Raw genomic sequence first — 20,244 nt, 5'->3', positions numbered from 1 at the left:
AGCGCGCGCCGAACTCCGCAATAATTGCGTAAACTGCGGCAACGCAAACATCCCTTCCTCGTCGGGCTTAACGACGCGGAGGGGATTTTTTTTATCTGGCCTTCACCTGTAACTTAATGCCATGCGGCAGCGAGGATGATTTATGTATAACACCCTGGGCAATCAGTACGACAATTCGCTGGTTTCAAACGCCTTCGGCTTCATGCGTTTTCCGGTCAACTTCCAGCCTTACGACAGCGACGCCGAGTGGGTCATCACCGGCGTACCTTTCGACGCCGCGACCTCTGGCCGTCCGGGCAGCCGTCTGGGACCGGGCGCGATCCGTCAGATCTCCACCAACCTCGCCTGGGAAGGGTGCCGCTGGCCGTGGCAGTTCAATCTGCGTCAGCGTCTCAACGTGGTGGACTGCGGCGATCTGGTTTACGCCTTCGGCGATTCGCAGGATCTCTCTGACAAATTACAGGCGCACGCGGAAAAACTGCTGGCGAACGGCAAGCGCATGCTGACCTTCGGCGGCGATCACTACGTTACGCTGCCGCTGCTGCGCGCCCATGCGAAGCATTTCGGCAAGCTGGCGCTGGTGCATTTCGACGCCCATACCGATACTTACTCCAACGGCCCGACGTTCGATCACGGCACCATGTTCTATACCGCGCCGCAAGAGGGGCTGATCGATCCGCAACACTCGGTGCAGATCGGCATCCGCACTGAGTTCGATAAGAGCCTCGGCTTTAACGTGCTGGATGCGGCGCAGGTCAACGATCGCAGCGTCGACGATATCCTGGCGGAAGTGAAGCGCACCGTTGGCGATATGCCGGTGTACCTGACCTTCGACATCGACTGTCTGGATCCGGCGCACGCGCCCGGCACCGGCACGCCGGTAATCGGCGGCCTGACTACCGACAAGGCGACCAAACTGGTGCGCGGCCTGCAGGGCCTGAACATTGTCGGCATGGATCTGGTGGAAGTGGCGCCAGGCTACGACCACGCCGATCTCACCTCGCTGGCCGCCGCCACGCTGGCGCTCGATATGCTGCACGTGCAGGCGGCGAACAAAGGCGAATAACCCTTCAATCCGGGCGCACTCGCGCGCCCGGCTGTAACCGTAACGGAGAGCATGATGGGCTTACTTGATGAATTAGTCGGCGCCTTAGGCAACGGCAACGGACGCAATACCTTAGGCGAACTGGAAGCGGTCTGGAACTGGGTGCAGGAGCAGGGCGGGGTACAGGTGCTGCTGCAGAAGTTCCAGCAGGGCGGCCTGGGCGAAATTTTAAGCTCGTGGATCGGCACCGGCAGCAACCAGTCGGTCAGCGGCGGGCAGCTGCAGTCGGCGTTCGGCGAAGAGGCAATGCAGTCGCTGGCGCAGAAGCTGGGCACCGACGTAAACGGCGCCTCCGGCAAACTGGCGGAGCTGTTGCCGCATCTGGTTGACCGCATGTCGCCGCAGGGCCAGATGGACGATCAAACCCTGCACGACAAGCAGCTCGATCTGGGATCGATGGTCGATCAGCTTTTCAAGCGATAGTTGTAACGCGCGCCGCCGCAGAACGGCGCGCGCCCGCTTATTTCCCGGCGTCCGCCGCGATGCGTTCGCGAATATGCTGCGCGCGCGCCGCGGAATCGGGATGCGAATCAAACAGGCTGCTCTGCTGGCCCTGCTGCATTTTCGCCAGCTTCTCAAAGCTGGTCGCCAGCCCCATCGGATCGATACCGCGTTTCTTCAGTAGATCGTAGGAGTAGTCATCCGCCTGCGACTCCTGGGTTTGCGAGAACTGCGCGTTAACCAGCTTTTCGCCCAGATCGCCCAGCTGCGACTGCGACAGCGAGCCGATCACGCCGCCTACGGATGCGGCCGCGGTGCGCGCCGCCGTGGTGCCGAAGGCGACCTGCATCGCCTTGCGCGTGTGACCCAGCGCGACGTGGCCCATCTCATGCCCCAGCACCCCTTCGACCTCGTTGTCGTCCATCATATCCATCAGGCCGCTGTAGACGCGGATGCAGCCGTTAGCCATCGCCCAGGCGTTAACGTCTTTGGTGACGTAGACGCGGTAGTTGGCCGGCGTGCCGTTGATGTTGTCGCCCAGCGCGGCGGCGATTTTGTTCAGGCGCTGCTGGTAGGTGCTGTCGGCGGGCGCAAGCTGGTTCTCTTTATCCATCTGCGCGCAGGATTGATCGCTGAGCTGCTTCACCTGCGCGTCGTTAAGGGTGTAGGCCTGAAAAGCCTGCGCGCCCGACTGCAGCAGCGCGTTATTGTCCATGCCCTGGCAGCCGCTGAGCAGCGCCGCGAGGCTAATTGCCATGATGCCTGTCTTGATCGTCATGCGTACATCCTGTGGGTAACAAGGTCAGAAAAGCAGGTATCTGAAAAAGGGTCAGATACGGTAAAGAGTGGGTTATAGCCTGTCGTCGGCCACTTCGCTAGCAGACATTGCCGTAAATGCCAGACGGAGCGGCGACATTTAGCACGGCGCGGCATGTACTTTTGCCCCGATTTTCATGTACATTGATGAGCGACTTTTTCCTTGTTTTGCCCGATAAATCATTAATAACAATGAGTTAAATAGGCGAATCATTAATCCGACCTGGAGTAGAAAATGCCCTCTCGTAAAGAGCTTGCCAACGCCATTCGCGCGTTAAGTATGGACGCAGTACAGAAAGCCAAATCGGGACATCCGGGGGCCCCGATGGGTATGGCAGATATTGCCGAGGTGCTGTGGCGCGGCTACCTGAACCATAACCCGACCAACCCGCTGTGGGCCGATCGCGACCGCTTCGTGCTCTCCAACGGCCACGGCTCGATGCTGATTTACAGCCTGCTGCACCTCACCGGCTACGATCTGCCAATGAGCGAGCTGCAGAACTTCCGCCAGCTGCATTCAAAAACTCCAGGTCACCCGGAATACGGCTACACCCCAGGCGTGGAAACCACCACCGGCCCGCTGGGCCAGGGCATCGCCAACGCGGTCGGCTTCGCCATCGCCGAGCGCACGCTGGCGGCGCAGTTCAACCGTCCGGGCCACGACATCGTCGATCACAACACCTATGTGTTTATGGGCGACGGCTGCATGATGGAAGGCATCTCGCACGAGGTCTGCTCGCTGGCCGGCACCCTGAAGCTGGGCAAACTGGTCGCGTTCTATGACGACAACGGCATCTCTATCGACGGCCATATCGACGGCTGGTTCACCGACGACACAGCGAAGCGCTTTGAAGCCTACGGCTGGCACGTAGTGCGCGGCGTAGACGGCCACGACGCGGACGCTATTGCGAAGGCGATCGAGGAAGCGAAAGCGGTGAGCGACAAGCCTTCGCTGCTGATGTGCAAAACCGTTATCGGCTTCGGCTCGCCGAACAAAGCTGGCACCCATGATTCGCACGGCGCGCCGCTGGGCGACGACGAAGTGGCGCTGACCCGCAAACAGCTGGGCTGGGCGCACGCGCCGTTCGTGATCCCGTCGGAGATCTACGCCGAGTGGGACGCGAAAGAAGCGGGCCAGGCGAAAGAGGCGCAGTGGAACGAGAAATTCGCCGCCTACGCGCAGGCGTTCCCGGAGCTGGCCGCCGAGTTCAAACGCCGCGTCAGCAACGAGCTGCCGGCTAACTGGCAGGAAGAGTCGCAGAAGTTCATCGAACAGCTGCAGGCGAATCCGGCGAAAATCGCCAGCCGTAAAGCCTCGCAGAACGCTATCGAAGCATTCGGCAAGCTGCTGCCGGAATATCTGGGCGGCTCCGCCGACCTGGCGCCGAGCAACCTGACTATGTGGTCCGGCTCTAAGCCGATCAACGTTGACCTGGCGGGCAACTATATTCACTACGGCGTGCGCGAGTTCGGCATGACCGCTATCGCCAACGGCATCGCGCTGCACGGCGGCTTCCTGCCTTACACCGCGACCTTCCTGATGTTCGTGGAGTATGCGCGCAACGCGGCGCGTATGGCGGCGCTGATGAAGATCCGTCAGATCATGGTCTATACCCACGACTCCATCGGTCTGGGCGAAGATGGCCCGACGCACCAGCCGGTCGAGCAGCTGGCCAGCCTGCGCACCACGCCGAACATGAGCACCTGGCGCCCGTGCGACCAGGTTGAGTCCGCAGTGGCGTGGAAATACGCTATCGAGCGCAAAGATGGCCCAAGCGCGCTGATCTTCTCTCGCCAGAACCTTGCGCAGCAGGAGCGTACGCCTGAGCAGCTGGCCAACATCGCGCGCGGTGGCTACATCCTGAAAGATTGCGACGGTCAGCCGGAGCTGATCCTGATCGCCACCGGTTCTGAAGTCGAGCTGGCGGTCGCGGCCTGGGACAAGCTGAGCAGCGAAGGCGTCAAAGCGCGCGTGGTTTCCATGCCTTCTACCGATGCCTTCGACAAGCAGGATGCTGCCTACCGCGAAGCGGTGCTGCCGAAAGCGATCGGCGCGCGCGTCGCTATTGAAGCGGGCATCGCCGACTACTGGCAGCGCTACACCGGCCTGCACGGCGCGGTGGTCGGCATGACCACCTTCGGCGAATCTGCACCGGCCGAGAAGCTGTTCGAGGTGTTTGGTTTCACCGTTGACAACGTTGTAGCACAGGCGAAAGCGGTGCTGGCATCATAAGCCCTTAGCCTGAAGAGAGAGGGACGCCAACAGGCGTCCCTTTTTTATGGCCGGCTGAATTATTCTTCAAGTAATAGCATGCACATTGGCAAAAATGTGACGTGGATCCAATAATCAGCGGCGCATTTGATCGCAGTCATTCCCGTTATTCCTTCCATGCTTTATTGTAGCTGAACCGTTTCAGTTGGCCGGTTTTTAGCAGCGATTTCGGCGCGGAGCGCGCGAAAATCTCCTGTACAAACCCGCGTGAAACGCTCAGGCTATCGGCACGTTTATTAGCAGGAAGTGGCAGAAAAGATGACCATTCGGGTGGCGATAAATGGCTTTGGCCGCATTGGGCGCAACGTACTGCGCGCCCTCTATGAGACCGGGCGTCGCGCCGAAATTACCGTGGTGGCGATTAACGAACTGGCGGAGGCGGCCGGCATGGCGCATCTGCTGAAGTACGACACCAGCCATGGCCGCTTCGCCTTCGACGTGCGTCAGGAACGCGATCTGCTGTGGGTCGGCGACGATACCATCCGCATTCTGCACCACGCCGCCATCGACGCGCTGCCGTGGCGCGAGCTTAACGTCGACGTGGTACTGGAGTGCACCGGCGTCTACGGCAGCCGGGCGGACGGCGAGGCGCATCTGCAGGCGGGCGCGAAGAAGGTGCTCTTCTCCCATCCGGGCGGCAGCGATCTCGACGCCACCGTGGTGTTCGGCGTGAACGAACAGGCTCTTAAACAAACTGACCGCATCGTCTCCAACGCCTCCTGCACCACCAACTGCATTATCCCGGTGATCAAGCTGCTGGACGACGCCTTCGGCATCGAGTCGGGCACCGTGACCACCATCCACTCGGCGATGCACGATCAGCAGGTCATTGACGCCTATCACAGCGACCTGCGCCGCACGCGCGCCGCCAGTCAGTCGATTATTCCGGTCGACACTAAACTGGCCGCCGGGATTACCCGTATTTTTCCGAAATTCGCCGATCGCTTCGAAGCGATTGCGGTGCGTGTGCCTACTATCAACGTGACGGCCATCGATCTCAGCGTCTCCGTACGCGAGGCGGTAAGGGCGTGCGAGGTCAACGCGCTGCTGCAAAACGCGTCAGAAGGGGCATTTCGTGGTATAGTTGACTATACGGAATTACCGTTAGTCTCAGTAGATTTTAACCACGATCCGCACAGTGCCATTGTGGACGGCACGCAAACGCGGGTCAGCGGTCAGCACCTGATCAAGACCCTGGTCTGGTGCGACAACGAATGGGGCTTTGCTAACCGAATGCTCGACACGACGTTAGCGATGGCCGCAAGCGGTTTCAGGTAAGGCGCGGTTTGCGCCTGGCAAAACTTATGAGAATCAACGAGAGGGTTCACCATGTCTGTAATTAAGATGTCCGATTTGGATCTGGCTGGTAAGCGCGTTCTGATCCGTGCCGATCTCAACGTACCAGTAAAAGAAGGGAAAGTGACGTCAGACGCACGTATCCGTGCTTCTCTGCCTACCATCGAATCGGCGTTGAAACAGGGCGCAAAAGTGATGGTCACCTCTCACCTGGGTCGCCCGACCGAAGGTGAATACAACGAAGAATTCTCCCTGCTGCCTGTTGTTAACTATCTGAAAGAAAAACTGAACGGTACCAATGTTACCCTGGCGAAAGATTACCTCGACGGCGTTGAAGTCGGCGCGGGCGAGCTGGTGGTGCTGGAAAACGTTCGCTTTAACAAAGGCGAGAAGAAAGACGACGAAGCGCTGTCGAAAAAATACGCCGCGCTGTGCGACGTCTTCGTGATGGACGCTTTCGGCACCGCGCACCGCGCGCAGGCCTCGACGCATGGCGTCGGCAAATTCGCGCCGATCGCCTGCGCAGGCCCGCTGCTGTCAGCCGAGCTGGAAGCGCTGGGCAAAGTGATGAGCAACCCGGAGCGTCCGCTGGTAGCGGTGGTCGGCGGCTCAAAAGTATCGACCAAATTCGACGTGCTGCAGTCGCTGGTGAAAATCGCTGACACCGTTATCGTCGGCGGCGGCATCGCCAACACCTTCGTCGCTATCGACAACAACGTCGGCAAATCGCTCTACGAACCGGACTTCGTCGAAGCGGCCAAAGGCCTGCGCGACCAGTACGGCATTCCGGTTCCGACTGACTCACGCGTCGGCACGGAATTCTCTGAAACTGCGCCGGCAACGGTGAAAAAGGTTTCCGAAGTAGCGGATAACGAAGAGATTATGGACTTCGGCGATGAAACCGCGCAGGCGATGGCGAAAGTGCTGAAAGAAGCCAAAACCATTCTGTGGAACGGTCCGGTCGGCGTGTTCGAGTTCCCGAATTTCCGTAAGGGCACCGAGATCGTGGCGAACGCCATTGCCGACAGCGAAGCCTTCTCTGTTGCAGGCGGCGGCGATACCCTGGCGGCTATCGACCTGTTCGGTATTGAAGACAAGATCTCTTACATCTCTACCGGCGGCGGCGCGTTCCTGGAATTCGTCGAAGGCAAAAAACTGCCTGCGGTCGCCATGCTGGAAGAGCGTGCTAAGCAGTAATCCTTTGGGGGCGACGCCTGGCGCGTCGCCTGAAGACTTGCCCCGTTGGGCGTTTAAAGCGCTGTCCCCACAGGGGATAGTCGGTCACGAAACAGGACACAATCATGTCTAAAATTTTTGATTTCGTTAAACCCGGCGTTGTCACTGGTGATGACGTTCAGAAGATCTTCCAGGTAGCGAAAGAGAACAAATTCGCGCTGCCAGCGGTAAACTGCGTCGGCACCGACTCAATCAACGCCGTACTGGAAGCCGCCGCGAAAGTAAAAGCGCCGGTTATCGTCCAGTTCTCTAACGGCGGCGCCGCGTTTATCGCCGGTAAAGGTTTCAAAACTGACAAGCCGCAGGGCGCAGCCATTTTCGGCGCTATCTCAGGCGCGCACCACGTTCACCTGATGGCTGAACAGTATGGCGTGCCGGTTATCCTGCACACCGACCACTGCGCGAAGAAACTGCTGCCGTGGATCGACGGTCTGCTGGACGCAGGCGAAGCGCACTTCCAGAAAACTGGCAAACCGCTGTTCTCTTCTCACATGATCGACCTCTCTGAAGAGTCGCTGGAAGAGAACATCGAGATTTGCAGCAAGTACCTGGCGCGCATGGACAAAATGGGCATGACGCTGGAAATCGAGCTGGGCGTGACCGGCGGTGAAGAAGATGGCGTGGACAACAGCCACGTTGACGCTTCTGCCCTCTACAGCCAGCCGGAAGACGTAGACTACGCCTACACCGAACTGAGCAAAATCAGCAAGCGCTTCACTATCGCCGCCTCTTTCGGCAACGTGCACGGCGTCTACAAGCCGGGCAACGTTAAGCTGACCCCGACCATTCTGCGCGACTCGCAGAAATACGTTTGTGAAAAACATGGCCTGCCGCACAACGCGCTGGACTTCGTTTTCCACGGCGGTTCCGGTTCTTCCGCAGCGGAAATCGAAGAGTCTATCAGCTACGGCGTGATCAAAATGAACATCGATACCGACACCCAGTGGGCAACCTGGGACGGTATTTTGCAGTACTACAAGAAGAACGAAGAGTACCTGCAGGCGCAGCTCGGCAACCCGCAGGGTCCGGACAGCCCGAACAAGAAATACTACGATCCGCGCGTCTGGCTGCGTGCGGCGCAGGCCTCAATGGTCGTACGCCTTGAGCAGGCTTTCAAAGAGCTGAACGCTATCGATCGTCTGTAATCCGCCTCGCGGGTTAATAGCGCAGGCCAGATCTTCCGATCTGGCCTTTTTTTATGCCGCCGCTGGGCTTTTTCGCCTAAATTTGCAACAAATTCAACGCAGATTTGGCATATCCGCCGAATGTTGTTTACCCTTGATAGCTGGTTTGCCGGAATTTTCTGGCTGTGATTTGATCTTCCCGGCAGGGAATTCAACAACAGGGCTCTCAAATGGAAGACTTAAACGTCGTAGACGGCATTCATAACGCCGGCGGCTGGCTGGTGCGCAATCAGGCGCTCATTCTCAGCTATGCGGTCAATATCGTAGCGGCTGTGGTTATCCTTATCCTGGGGATGATTGTGGCGCGCATTATCTCAAGAGGCATCAACCGGGTGCTGGTAGCGCGCCATATCGACAAAACGGTGGCGGACTTTTTGTCGGCGCTGGTGCGCTACGGCGTTATCGCCTTCACCCTCATCGCCGCCCTGGGGCGCATCGGCGTGCAGACCGCGTCGGTTATCGCCGTGCTGGGCGCCGCCGGTCTGGCGGTCGGTCTGGCGCTGCAGGGCTCGCTCTCTAACCTAGCGGCGGGCGTGCTGCTGGTGACCTTCCGTCCTTTCCGCGCGGGCGAGTTCGTCGATCTCGGCGGGGTGATGGGCACGGTGCTCAACGTGCAGATCTTTTCCACCACGCTGAAGAGCGCCGACGGTAAAATCGTCGTGGTGCCGAACGGTAAAATTATTGCCGGCAATATCGTCAACTTTTCACGCGAACCGGTGCGTCGCAACGAGTTCATTATCGGCGTCGCCTACGACGCGGATGTGGATGAGGTAATTGCGCTGCTGGAAGAGGTGGTTAAAAGCGATCCGCGCGTGCTGCAGGATATGGGCGTGCAGATCGGCCTCAACGAGCTGGCCGCCTCGTCGCTCAACTTCGTGGTGCGCTGCTGGAGCAACAGCGGCGATCTGCAGAACGTCTACTGGGATCTGCTGAAGAACTTCAAGCGCGCGCTGGACGCGAAGGGCATCGGCATTCCTTATCCGCAAATGGACGTGCATCTGCATCGCGTCAGCCAGTCTGACGCGGAAGCGAAAGCAGAATAACCCTCTCAGGACGGCGCCTGCGCCGTCCTTATTAATCTGCCTAATAGCAGATTAAATCTTTCAATTTCCGCTAATAACCTCCCCTCTTTATACTCCTTTGCATCTCGCTGATGTAAGGAAAATGCCGTGTTATCAATGTATTTACAGGGGCTTGCTCTTGGCGCCTCGCTGATTCTGCCGCTGGGGCCGCAGAACGCGTTCGTGATGAATCAGGGCGTTAAACGCCAGTACCATTTAATGACGGCGTCGCTCTGCACGCTGAGCGATATCGCGCTGATCTGCGGTGGTATCTTCGGCGGCAGCGCCTTGCTGCATCAGTCGCCGCTGCTGTTGATGCTCATCACCTGGGCCGGGGTGGCTTTTCTGCTGTGGTACGGCTGGAATGCGCTGCGTCGCGCCTTTAGCGGCGATGTCGATCTGGCCAGCGACAGCGAGCTTAAGCAGAGCCGCTGGCGCATTATCGCCACCATGCTGGCGGTCACCTGGCTTAATCCCCACGTCTATATCGATACTTTCGTGGTGCTGGGCAGCCTGGGCGGACAACTGCCGACGCAGGAAGCGCGCCGCTGGTTCGCGCTGGGCACCGTTAGCGCGTCGGTGTTCTGGTTCTTTGGGCTGGCGCTGATGGCGGCCTGGCTCTCGCCTCGCTTGCGTACCGCCAGAGCGCAGCGTGCGATCAATCTGCTGGTCGGCGCGGTGATGTGGATTATCGCCAGCCAGCTGGCGCTGCAGGGAATAGCGAATTTCTGATTTGAATTGTCCTAAAGCGGCAGAACAGGATAAGCAAAACGCGAACTTTTGCGGTATAACACGCTCTTAGCAGTGCATACTATTCCGTTCAGGCTCTGGCCTTTGATGCCGCAGCAAAACAGAGATTCCAAGGAGGACTTTCGTGAAACTGAAAGCACTGGCGCTGGTCGCCATGACAGGCGCTTTGGCGCTGCCGTTAAGCGCATTAGCCGACGAACTGCCGAACGGCCCGCATGTCGTGACCTCTGGTCAGGCGACCGTCGATGCGCGTCCGGATATCGCCACGCTCTCTATCGTGGTCAACGTCTCCTCTAAAGACGCTGCGGACGCGAAAAAGCAGGCCGACGACCGCGTCGCGCAATATTTTGATTTCCTGCAGAAAAACGGCATCGAGAAGAAAGATATCGATGCCGCTAACCTCAGCACGCAGCCGGAATATGACTATACCAAAGAGGGCAAGTCGGTGCTGAAAGGCTACCGCGCGGTGCGTCAGGTGCAGGTGACGCTGCGTCAGCTGGATAAGCTGAACGAACTGCTGGACGGCGCGCTGAAAAGCGGCCTGAACGAGATCCGCTCGGTCGAGCTGGGCGTCACCAATCCCGACAGCTATAAGGCGCAGGCGCGCAAGGCGGCGATTGATAACGCGACGCAGCAGGCCGCAGCGCTGGCGGAAGGCTTTAACGCGAAGCTTGGCCCGGTTTACAGCATTCGCTACCACGTGGCCAACTATCAGCCGATGCCGATGGCGCGCATGTATAAGGCCGCCGCGCCGGCTGCGGATACCTCCGCGCAGCAGACCTACGAGCAGCAGAGCATTCACTTCGACGATCAGGTGGATGTGGTCTTCGATATCAAGCCGAATGCGGCAGGCACGCAGCAGTAATGGAAAAGGGGCGCTAAGCGCCCCTTTTTTTGGACATACGTCAGATAACAAATAAATCAAACGCGGGTAGCGTGCGCTCCTTGCTTAAGGCGCGCTTGCTCAGGCCGCTAAATCATCCTGGCGCAGCACGCGATGGCCGTGGGAGATCAGCGCGTCGGTGACGCGGCGCATCAGGCGGCTCTCCGGCGCAAAGCGGTGCCAGTAGAGCATGCGGCGCTGACACAGGCCCGGCGTTAAATCGAGCAGTTCGCCGCCCGCCAGCTCGCGCTCAATCTGCAGATGCGGGATCATACAGCAGGTCGACCCCTGACGCGCCAGCTGCACAAAGGCTTCCGAGGAGTTAACGATATGGCAGGGCACGCTGCCGGGCGACAGATCGAAATTCTGCTGTAAAAAGGCCTGATGCATATCGTCGAGATGGTCGAAAGCGACCGCTGGCGCCTTGAGCAGCGCCGAGCGGGTGACGCCGTTGGGAAAGTAGCGCGCGGCGAACTCCGGCGAGGCGACGAACAGATAGTCGAGCGCGCCAAGCTGATCGACCAGGCAGCTCGGCAGCGGCTGCGGCTGAATACTGACCGCGCCCACCACTTCGCCGCGGCGCAGCCGTTCCTGGGTGCGGGTTTCATCTTCGACCTGCAAATTAAGGCGCACTGGCGAGTCCGCCAGCACATCTTTCAGCGCAGGCAGTAGCCAGGTCGCCAGACTGTCGGCGTTAACCGCCAGCGACAGCAGCAGCGGCGTGGTGCCGCCGTTCTCGTCGCTCAGCCACTCCTCTTCCAGCAGCTCTACCTGATGCAGCAGCGCCAGCAGCTTCTGTCCCTGTTCGGTGGGGCGCGGCGGCACGGTGCGCACCAGCAGCGGCTGGCCGAACAGGTTCTCCAGCTGCTTGATACGCTGCGATACGGCCGACTGCGTAATGCATAATTTCTGTGCGGCGCGCTCAAAGCCGCGTTCGCGAATCACTGCATCCAGCGCCTGAAGCGTTCGATAATCGGGGCGTTTCATTGTTGTTCTCTCTCCTTCAGGGTGGACGATACTATGCCACAAAATATTCATCTGGCGCGCGTCGAAGGCGCTTTCCCTGCGCCGCGCGTCGCCTTTTTTGCGGGCTGGCTTCCAAAGCGATCACGCCAGCGGAAACAGCCGCGCACATTCGGCGGGCGTTGCTTTATACTACGCGCACTTCGTTGTCGCACAGGTTTTAAACATATCATGACCCAGGATGAACTGAAAAAAGCCGTAGGCTGGGCCGCACTGAAATATGTGCAGCCGGGTAGTGTGGTCGGCGTCGGCACCGGCTCCACCGCCGCGCACTTTATCGACGCGCTCGCCACCATGAAACATCAGATTGAAGGCGCGGTCTCCAGCTCGGAAGCGTCGACGCTCAAGCTGAAGGCGCTCGGGATTCCGGTCTTCGATCTCAACGAGATCGACGATCTCGCGATCTACGTCGACGGCGCGGATGAGATCAACCCGCAGATGCAGATGATCAAAGGCGGCGGCGCGGCCCTGACGCGCGAGAAGATCGTGGCGGCCGTCGCGCGCAAGTTCATCTGTATCGCCGACGCCTCGAAAGAGGTGGACGTGCTGGGACATTTCCCGCTGCCGGTCGAGGTGATCCCGATGGCGCGCGCCTTCGTCGCCCGCGAGCTGGTTAAGCTCGGCGGCCTGCCGGAGTATCGCCAGCATGTCGTTACCGATAACGGCAATATTATTCTCGACGTGCATAACCTGACGATCCTCGATCCCGTCGCGCTGGAAAAAAGCATCAACGCGCTGCCCGGCGTAGTCACCGTCGGCCTGTTTGCTACGCGCGGCGCCGATATCGCCCTGATCGGCACGGCGGACGGCGTAAAAACCATCGAAAAATGATCTGTCCGGCGCGCTAAACGCGCCGGTTATTTCCCTGCGCAAAACATCTTTTCTTTCGCTGCCTAAATTCGGTGACTTATGTCACATAACCGTCATCCACAGCAGGTTCGTTCTTTGTTCGTCGTTCAGCTCCCGATTTTGTGCGGCAATGTGCTGGCCTCAGGCTTGCCCATGCTGGGCGCAAGGCAATCGGTTGTATTGCCGCAGGCGTAAATTTTGATATTTTGACAGAAGGCGCGCTTATGGCGGCCATTGTTGAAATCACAATAGGGTCGGGGAAATGGCAAAGGTATCACTGGAAAAAGACAAGATTAAGTTCCTGCTGGTGGAAGGCGTTCACCAGAGCGCGCTGGAAAATCTGCGCGCGGCGGGTTACACCAACATCGAATTCCATAAAGGCGCGCTGGATGACGAAGCGCTGAAAGCCTCCATTCGGGATGCGCACTTCATCGGCATCCGCTCCCGCACCCAACTGACGGAAGAGATTTTCGCCGCGGCGGAAAAACTGGTCGCCGTAGGCTGTTTCTGCATCGGCACCAACCAGGTCGATCTTAACGCGGCGGCGACGCGCGGCATTCCAGTGTTTAACGCGCCGTTCTCTAATACCCGCTCGGTCGCCGAACTGGTTATCGGCGAAATGCTGCTGATGCTGCGCGGCATTCCTGAAGCGAATGCCAAAGCGCATCGCGGCATCTGGAACAAAAACGCCGTCGGCTCGTTTGAGGCGCGCGGTAAAAAGCTCGGCATCGTCGGCTATGGCCATATCGGCATGCAGCTTGGCGTACTGGCGGAAAGCCTGGGCATGCATGTTTATTTCTACGATATCGAAAACAAACTGCCGCTCGGCAACGCCACGCAGGTGCGTCATCTCGCTGACCTGCTGAATATGAGCGACGTGGTGAGCCTGCACGTGCCGGAAACCCCCTCGACGCAGGATATGATCGGCGCGCAGGAGCTGGCGCAGATGAAGAAGGGCGCGTTGCTGATCAACGCTTCGCGCGGCACCGTGGTCGATATTCCGGCGCTGTGCGACGCGCTGGGGAGCAAACACCTGGCGGGCGCCGCGATCGACGTCTTCCCGCTTGAGCCGGCGACTAACAGCGAACCCTTCAATTCGCCGCTGTGCGAGTTCGATAACGTGATCCTGACGCCGCACATCGGCGGATCCACCCAGGAGGCGCAGGAGAATATCGGTATCGAAGTGGCAGGCAAGCTGGCCAAATATTCCGATAACGGCTCAACGCTCTCGGCGGTCAACTTCCCGGAAGTGTCGCTGCCGATGCACGGCGCCAGCGCCAGCCGTCTGCTGCACATTCATGAAAACCGTCCGGGCGTGCTGACGGCCATCAACCAGATCTTCGCTGAGCAGGGCATCAACATCGCTGCGCAGTTCCTGCAAACCTCGCCGATGATGGGTTATGTGGTTATCGATATCGATGCGCCGCAGGATCTGGCGGACAAAGCGCTGCAGCTGATGAAGGCGATTCCGGGCACCATTCGCGCCCGTCTGCTCTACTGATTCCGCTTTACTGAAACCGGGCCGTCTGCCTTTTTTACAGACGGCCCGTCTGTTTCCGCCTCTGGCTCACGCCTGCTATTCCCACTGCCACAGGCGCGACGGCGTCAAGACGGCGGGCAGCGGCACATCCCATTCCTCCGCGGGTAACCGCTCTACCTGCTGGCAGTCATGCGCCACGCCCACCGGTAAAAAACCGTGCCGACGCCAGTTCTGCAGGGTGCGGTCGTAAAAGCCGCCGCCCATGCCGAGTCGCTGCCCGCTGCTGTCAAAGGCCACCAGCGGCACCATCATCACATCCAGCCGATCCAGGGTAATCAGCTGGCGGATATCGAGCGGCGGTTCGGGAATACGCAGTTTATTCGGCGTCAGCGTGGTTTCCGGCGTATAGCGCAGAAACAGTAGCTGGCCAGCGGAGAAAGGGTGCAGCACCGGCAGATAGACCTGCTTTTTCTGCTGCCACAGCTTAGCGATAAGCGGACGGGTGTTGAGTTCGCCATCTACCGATAAAAAAAGCGCGATATGGCTGGCGTTGGCGAGAGGGGCGAAGTTAACGGCGTGTTCCGCCAACAGAGCGGCGGCTTGTTCCTGCTGCTCAGGCGTCAGGGCGCGGCGCAGGTGGCGTACGTGCTGGCGGATATGGTGGCGATCGAGCAGAGAGGGCTGAGACACGAGAACCCCGTTGATATAGTCGCTGATTAAGCAACTATATCATTCATAACGGGGAAAGACAGATGCAGAACAGAAGGAGATCTCCGAGATGCCGCCGCAGGCTGTAACCCTTGAACCCTTGGTTCAAGGTGAATGTGCCGTCGCAACCATCAGGCTTCTCGGACGAACCGAGCATGCTCACAGGTTACAGAGCGCCACACTCTGTTGGTATGAAATATCGGCTCAGGGGACTGGCCCGCTTGCAAACATCTCAGAGAAAATGGACTTTACCGTTGCCGCTGCGCAGCAACCATAAAGTATTATTCGAACTTCGCACCCTGGCGGTCGGTTATGCGACCTTGCTCAACAAGAGCCTGTTCAATCGTCTGCTGCAGGATACGGATACGCTGTTCCATATTAGCAGCATAATCGCGCGTTTTCATTTTCTCTTGCGCCAGTTCATGGCAAATGTTTAACGCGGCGATGAACACCAGTTGCTCGGTATTTGTGACTCTAGTGCGAACTTTTAAATCTTGCAACCGTTGATTGAGGTCATCGGCAGCCGCATTCAGCGCATCTTGCTGTTCAGGCGGACAATTCACTCTCAATGAACGACCAAAAATTTGTATATCTACTGGTTGTGCAGACATGCCACCTTCCTGACTGATTACTTCGCCCGCAGCTCCCTTTGGGCTCAATGCCTTGGGAGGCGGGCAACTATATAGACCCGCGAAATAACTTACAACCCCTTTTCTGGAAACCTTGAGGCAGCTAGTGGTAGCATAACACGAACTTATTCTGCCAACGACGACGAATCCTTATGTCTTTACAGAACGTAACCCCCGATTACAACGCGCTGGCTTCAGCGCTCTCTCAACAAGGCGTGGGGATGACGCCAGCTGAAATGCATGGCCTGCTCAGCGGCATTCTGTGCGGCGGCAATCAGGACGCCAGCTGGAAAACGCTGGTGCACGATCTCACCAACGAAGGCATGGCCTTCTCGCAGAGCCTTGCGTCACCGCTTCAGGCGCTGCGCGACAGCACCGCCAGCACGCTGGAAGAAGAGGGCTACCTGTTTCAGCTGATGCTGCCGGACGACGAAGACATCAGCGTCTTCGACCGCGCCGACGCGCTGGCGGGCTGGGTTAACCACTTCTTGCTCGGCCTGGGCGTCACGCAGCCGAAACTAGAGAAAGTGACCGGTGAAACCGGCGAGGCGATTGACGATCTGCGCACCATCGCTCAGCTTGGCTATGATGAAGATGAGGACCAGGAAGAGCTGGAGCAGTCGCTGGAAGAGGTGATTGAATATGTGCGCGTGGCGGCGCTGCTGTGCCACGACACCTTCACCCGTCCGCAGCCTACCGCCCCCGAAGTGAAAAAACCGACGCTACACTAAGCCAGATATCTCAGGGCGCGAACGCGCCCGTTTCTACAGGGAGTGCAAACATGATTTCTCTGGATACTTTCCAGCAGCGTCGTCAGGCGCTGCTGGCGAAAATGGCTCCCGGCAGCGGCGCCTTGATCTTTGCTGCGCCGGCAGTGACCCGCAGCAACGACAGCGAATATCCGTTCCGGCAAAACAGCGACTTCCTCTATTTCACCGGTTTCAACGAGCCGCAGGCGCTGCTGGTGCTGATCAAAAGCGACGAAATGCACAACCACAGCGTGCTGTTCAATCGCGTGCGGGATCTCACCGCGGAGATCTGGTTCGGCCGTCGGCTAGGACAGGATGCCGCGCCTGAAAAGTTAGGCGTCGATCGCGCGCTGCCCTGGGATGATATCGGCCAGCAGCTGCACCTGCTGCTGAACGGGCTTGACGTGGTTTATCACGCGCAGGGCGAATACGCGGAAGCGGATGCGCTGGTGTTCGCGGCGCTGGATAAGCTGCGCCGCGGTTTTCGCCAGAATTTCAGCGCGCCGGCGACGCTCACCGACTGGCGTCCCTGGGTGCATGAAATGCGCCTGTTTAAGGACGAGGAAGAGATCGCCATCCTGCGCCGCGCCGGGCAAATCAGCGCGCTGGCGCATACCCGCGCGATGGAAGCCTGCCGTCCCGGCCTGTTCGAATACCATCTGGAGGGCGAAATCCACTACGTCTTCAACCGCCACGGCGCGCGCTTTCCCTCCTATAACACCATCGTCGGCTCGGGCGAAAACGGCTGTATCCTGCACTACACCGAAAATGAGAGCGAGCTGCGCGACGGCGATCTGGTGCTGATTGACGCGGGCTGCGAACTTCACGGCTACGCCGGCGATATCACCCGCACCTTCCCGGTCAACGGCAAATTCACCGCGCCGCAGCGCGCCATTTACGACATCGTGCTCGCCTCGCTTTACAAAGCGCTGGCGCTCTTCGGTCCCGGCGTCAGCATTCGCGACGTCAACGAAGAGGTGGTGCGCATTATGGTCAGCGGACTGGTAGAGCTGGGCATTCTGCAGGGCGAAGTAGAGACGCTGATCGCCGAAGAGGCGCACCGGCAGTTCTTTATGCATGGGCTGAGCCACTGGCTCGGCCTCGACGTGCATGACGTCGGCCACTACGGCACTCCTTCGCGCGACCGTATTCTGGAGCCGGGCATGGTGCTGACCGTTGAGCCGGGGCTCTATATCGCGCCGGATGCCGACGTGCCTGCGGAATATCGCGGCATCGGCATTCGCATCGAAGATGACATTCTGATCACCGAAACCGGCAACGAGAACCTGACCGACAGCGTGGTCAAGGACGCGGACGCAATCGAGGCGCTGATGGCAGCGGCGCGTCAGGCATGACGGTAATTATCGCCGGAGGCGGCATGACCGGCGCGACCCTGGCGCTGGCTATTTCCCACCTCACGCAAGGGCAACTGCCGGTGACGCTGATTGAGAACAGCGCGCCCGACAGCCGCGCCCACCCAGGGTATGACGGCCGCGCCATCGCGCTGGCCGCCGGCACGCGTCAACAGTTGCTCGATATCGATCTCTGGCGCAGCATCGAGAAATACGCCACGCCCATTACCGACATCCACGTCTCCGATCGCGGCCATGCCGGCTTCGTCACGCTGGATGCCGGGACCTATCAGATTCCGGCGCTCGGCTACGTCGTCGAGCTTTTCGACGTGGGGCAGCGGCTGTTTGAGCGCCTGAAAAGCGCGCCGGGCGTGACGCTACGCTGTCCGGCGCGCGTCATCAACGCGCAGCGCCATCAGGAGAGCGTGCAGGTGACGCTGGAGAGCGGCGAACAGCTGGAAGGGGCGCTGCTGGTGGCCGCAGACGGCTCGCGCTCGCCGCTCGCCGCCTCGTTCGGCATTCAGTGGCAGCGCGAGGATTATCAGCAGCTGGCGGTGATCGCCAATGTTTCGACTCAGTTACCGCATCAGGGACGCGCCTTTGAGCGCTTCACCGAACACGGCCCGCTGGCGCTGCTGCCGATGTCGGACAATCGCCTGTCGCTGGTGTGGTGCCATCCGCTCTCGGCGCGTGAAAAAATAGCACGCTGGAGCGACGACGAATTTCTGGCGCAGCTGCAGCGCGCGTTCGGCTGGCGGTTGGGGCGTTTTACCCATACGGGTCAGCGCGAGAGCTATCCGCTGGCGCTGCAAAGCGCCGGGCAGCAGACGTCGCACCGGCTGGCGCTGGTGGGCAATGCGGCGCAGACGCTGCATCCGATCGCCGGACAGGGCTTCAACCTCGGGCTGCGCGACGTGATGTCGCTGGCGGAGACTTTGGCGGCCGCGCATCGTCAGCAACAGGATGTGGGCAGCTACGCCGTCCTGCATCGCTATCAGCAGCGTCGTCAGCCCGATCGCGCGACGACGATCGGCATCACCGACGGGCTGGTGCGGCTTTTCGCCAATCGCTATGCGCCGCTGGTGGCGGGACGAAATCTGGGGCTGATGGCGATGGATCATCTGCCGTGGCTGCGTAATCAACTGGCCGAGCGCACGCTTGGCTGGGTTAAGCGTTAACTAAGGGGCACCGATGCAAAGTTTTGATGTGGTTATCGCCGGCGGCGGCATGGTAGGACTGGCGGTCGCCTGCGGTTTGCAGGGCAGCGGGCTGCGCGTCGCCGTGCTGGAAAAAACGGCGGAGCCGCAGTTCGACGCCGGCGCTGCGCCGTCGATTCGCGTATCGGCAATCAACGCCGCCAGCGAGCGGCTGCTGCAGAAGCTGGACGTCTGGTCCGATATTCTGGCGCAGCGCGCCAGCGCTTATCACGGCATGGAGGTGTGGGATCGCGACAGCTTCGGCGCCATTAGCTTCGATGACGAACAGCAGGGACTGACCCATCTGGGACACATTGTCGAGAACCCGGCGATTCACAGCGCGCTCTGGCAGCGCGCCAGCCGCTGCAGCGACGTGACCCTTATGGCGCCTTCGCAGCTGCAGCAGGTGGCGTTCGGCGAAAATGAAGCCTTTGTGACCCTGCAGGACGGCACCATGCTGACCGCGCGCCTGCTGATCGCCGCGGACGGCGCCAACTCCTGGTTGCGCAACAAAGCCGATATTCCTTTAACCTTCTGGGATTACGATCACCATGCGCTGGTGGCGAATATCCGCACCGAGCAGCCGCATAACGCGGTGGCGCGCCAGGTTTTCCACGGCGACGGCATTCTGGCGTTCCTGCCGATGCAGGATCCGCACCAGAGCTCTATCGTCTGGTCGCTCTCGCCGCAGGAAGCGAGCCGGCTGGAGAGCATGCCGCAGGCGCTGTTCAATCAGCAGCTGGCGGTGGCGTTCGATATGCGCCTCGGTCTCTGCGAACTGGCGAGCGAGCGTAAAACCTTCCCGCTGATGGCGCGCTACGCCCGCAATTTCGCGGCGCATCGTCTGGCGCTGGTGGGCGACGCCGCGCATACCATTCATCCGCTGGCGGGGCAGGGCGTGAATCTCGGCTTTATGGACGCCGCAGAGCTGATTGGCGAAATTCGCCGCCTGCACCAGCAGGGCAAGGATATCGGTCAGCATCTCTATCTGCGTCGCTACGAGCGCAGCCGCAAACACAGCGCGGCGCTGATGCTGGCGGGCATGCAGGGCTTTCGCGAGCTGTTCGCCGGCAGCCATCCGGCGAAAAAGCTGCTGCGCGATCTGGGGCTGAAGCTGGCGGATACGCTGCCCGGCGTTAAACCCACTATGCTGCGTCAGGCGATGGGGCTAAACGATATGCCTGCCTGGCTGCGCTAAGCCGCACATTGCTTTC

19 protein-coding genes and 1 other RNA gene are annotated in these 20,244 nt (G+C 59.7%); 15 read left to right on the top strand and 5 right to left on the bottom strand.

Features of this window, described 5'->3' with window-relative positions:
• Window positions 1-142 precede the first annotated feature (142 nt).
• Entirely contained in the window at window positions 143-1,066 is a 924-nt protein-coding gene (speB, locus tag JS46_RS13765; protein ID WP_033752237.1) for an agmatinase, read from the top strand.
• Between the two features lie 54 nt (window positions 1,067-1,120).
• Window positions 1,121-1,528: a YidB family protein gene (locus JS46_RS13760; protein ID WP_033752234.1), complete on the top strand. Its 408-nt coding sequence runs from the start codon at window positions 1,121-1,123 to the stop codon at window positions 1,526-1,528.
• 37 nt (window positions 1,529-1,565) lie between these two features.
• Here JS46_RS13760 and JS46_RS13755 read toward each other — a convergent pair whose 3' ends face one another.
• Window positions 1,566-2,324: a M48 family metallopeptidase gene (locus JS46_RS13755; RefSeq protein WP_033752232.1), complete on the bottom strand. Its 759-nt coding sequence runs from the start codon at window positions 2,322-2,324 to the stop codon at window positions 1,566-1,568.
• A 273-nt stretch (window positions 2,325-2,597) separates the two neighbouring features.
• On the opposite strand from JS46_RS13755, the gene tkt reads away from it, so the two are divergent.
• From tkt to JS46_RS13720, 7 genes are all read left to right on the top strand, one after another.
• Window positions 2,598-4,595 carry a transketolase gene (tkt, locus tag JS46_RS13750; RefSeq protein ID WP_033752229.1) on the top strand — a complete coding sequence of 666 codons (1,998 nt, stop codon included), beginning with the start codon at window positions 2,598-2,600 and terminating at the stop codon, window positions 4,593-4,595.
• A 297-nt stretch (window positions 4,596-4,892) separates the two neighbouring features.
• Entirely contained in the window at window positions 4,893-5,912 is a 1,020-nt protein-coding gene (gene epd / locus JS46_RS13745; protein WP_033752227.1) for an erythrose-4-phosphate dehydrogenase, read from the top strand.
• A 51-nt stretch (window positions 5,913-5,963) separates the two neighbouring features.
• Window positions 5,964-7,127 (top strand): phosphoglycerate kinase, encoded by a 1,164-nt coding sequence (pgk, locus tag JS46_RS13740; RefSeq protein WP_033752224.1) that lies wholly within the window; start codon window positions 5,964-5,966, stop codon window positions 7,125-7,127.
• 104 nt (window positions 7,128-7,231) lie between these two features.
• A complete protein-coding gene (gene fbaA / locus JS46_RS13735; RefSeq protein WP_033752222.1) occupies window positions 7,232-8,311 on the top strand; it encodes a class II fructose-bisphosphate aldolase in 1,080 nt (359 codons plus the stop codon).
• A gap of 209 nt (window positions 8,312-8,520) precedes the next feature.
• Window positions 8,521-9,393 (top strand): small-conductance mechanosensitive channel MscS, encoded by an 873-nt coding sequence (mscS, locus tag JS46_RS13730; RefSeq protein ID WP_033752219.1) that lies wholly within the window; start codon window positions 8,521-8,523, stop codon window positions 9,391-9,393.
• Window positions 9,394-9,519: 126 nt separating this feature from the next.
• On the top strand, window positions 9,520-10,143 hold the full coding sequence (gene argO / locus JS46_RS13725) for an arginine exporter ArgO (protein ID WP_033752216.1): 624 nt from the start codon (window positions 9,520-9,522) through the stop codon (window positions 10,141-10,143).
• A 142-nt stretch (window positions 10,144-10,285) separates the two neighbouring features.
• Window positions 10,286-11,026 carry an oxidative stress defense protein gene (locus JS46_RS13720; protein WP_033752213.1) on the top strand — a complete coding sequence of 247 codons (741 nt, stop codon included), beginning with the start codon at window positions 10,286-10,288 and terminating at the stop codon, window positions 11,024-11,026.
• Window positions 11,027-11,125: 99 nt separating this feature from the next.
• On the opposite strand, the gene JS46_RS13715 is transcribed toward JS46_RS13720, so the two are convergent.
• Window positions 11,126-12,031 carry a LysR family transcriptional regulator ArgP gene (locus JS46_RS13715; protein WP_033752211.1) on the bottom strand — a complete coding sequence of 302 codons (906 nt, stop codon included), beginning with the start codon at window positions 12,029-12,031 and terminating at the stop codon, window positions 11,126-11,128.
• A gap of 207 nt (window positions 12,032-12,238) precedes the next feature.
• Here JS46_RS13715 and rpiA point away from each other — a divergent pair, with 207 nt between their 5' ends.
• Together rpiA and serA are read left to right on the top strand one after the other, a co-directional pair.
• Complete coding sequence (gene rpiA / locus JS46_RS13710) at window positions 12,239-12,898, top strand: ribose-5-phosphate isomerase RpiA (protein WP_033752210.1); 660 nt, start codon at window positions 12,239-12,241, stop codon at window positions 12,896-12,898.
• A 280-nt stretch (window positions 12,899-13,178) separates the two neighbouring features.
• A complete protein-coding gene (gene serA, locus JS46_RS13705) occupies window positions 13,179-14,417 on the top strand; it encodes a phosphoglycerate dehydrogenase (RefSeq protein WP_033752208.1) in 1,239 nt (412 codons plus the stop codon).
• Between the two features lie 75 nt (window positions 14,418-14,492).
• Here the strand turns inward: serA and JS46_RS13700 are convergent, their stop codons facing one another.
• The 3 genes from JS46_RS13700 to zapA form a co-directional block, all read right to left on the bottom strand.
• Complete coding sequence (locus tag JS46_RS13700) at window positions 14,493-15,086, bottom strand: 5-formyltetrahydrofolate cyclo-ligase (RefSeq protein WP_033752205.1); 594 nt, start codon at window positions 15,084-15,086, stop codon at window positions 14,493-14,495.
• 76 nt (window positions 15,087-15,162) lie between these two features.
• Window positions 15,163-15,346: non-coding RNA, 6S RNA (gene ssrS / locus JS46_RS23430), on the bottom strand.
• A gap of 39 nt (window positions 15,347-15,385) precedes the next feature.
• Entirely contained in the window at window positions 15,386-15,715 is a 330-nt protein-coding gene (zapA, locus tag JS46_RS13690) for a cell division protein ZapA (RefSeq protein WP_033752202.1), read from the bottom strand.
• A 170-nt stretch (window positions 15,716-15,885) separates the two neighbouring features.
• Between zapA and JS46_RS13685 the strand changes: the two genes are divergently transcribed.
• The 4 genes from JS46_RS13685 to ubiI are packed head-to-tail and all read left to right on the top strand — an operon-like array spanning window position 15,886 to window position 20,228.
• Window positions 15,886-16,464, top strand: a complete 579-nt coding sequence (locus JS46_RS13685; RefSeq protein WP_033752199.1) for a YecA family protein — start codon at window positions 15,886-15,888, stop codon at window positions 16,462-16,464.
• A gap of 50 nt (window positions 16,465-16,514) precedes the next feature.
• Window positions 16,515-17,837, top strand: a complete 1,323-nt coding sequence (gene pepP, locus JS46_RS13680; RefSeq protein ID WP_033752197.1) for a Xaa-Pro aminopeptidase — start codon at window positions 16,515-16,517, stop codon at window positions 17,835-17,837.
• Window positions 17,834-19,012, top strand: a complete 1,179-nt coding sequence (ubiH, locus tag JS46_RS13675; RefSeq protein ID WP_033752195.1) for a 2-octaprenyl-6-methoxyphenyl hydroxylase — start codon at window positions 17,834-17,836, stop codon at window positions 19,010-19,012. Before pepP ends, ubiH begins: the two co-directional genes overlap by 4 nt.
• A 13-nt stretch (window positions 19,013-19,025) precedes the next feature.
• Window positions 19,026-20,228, top strand: coding sequence for an FAD-dependent 2-octaprenylphenol hydroxylase (gene ubiI / locus JS46_RS13670; RefSeq protein WP_033752193.1), 1,203 nt, complete (start codon window positions 19,026-19,028; stop codon window positions 20,226-20,228).
• Window positions 20,229-20,244 lie beyond the last annotated feature (16 nt).

The organism is Pantoea sp. NGS-ED-1003, from assembly GCF_000738765.1.
In the GTDB taxonomy this organism is placed as follows: Bacteria; Pseudomonadota; Gammaproteobacteria; order Enterobacterales; family Enterobacteriaceae; genus Pantoea; species Pantoea septica.
The sequence above is the reverse complement of the archived record's forward strand: the minus strand, read 5'-3'. Positions and strand labels throughout refer to the sequence as shown.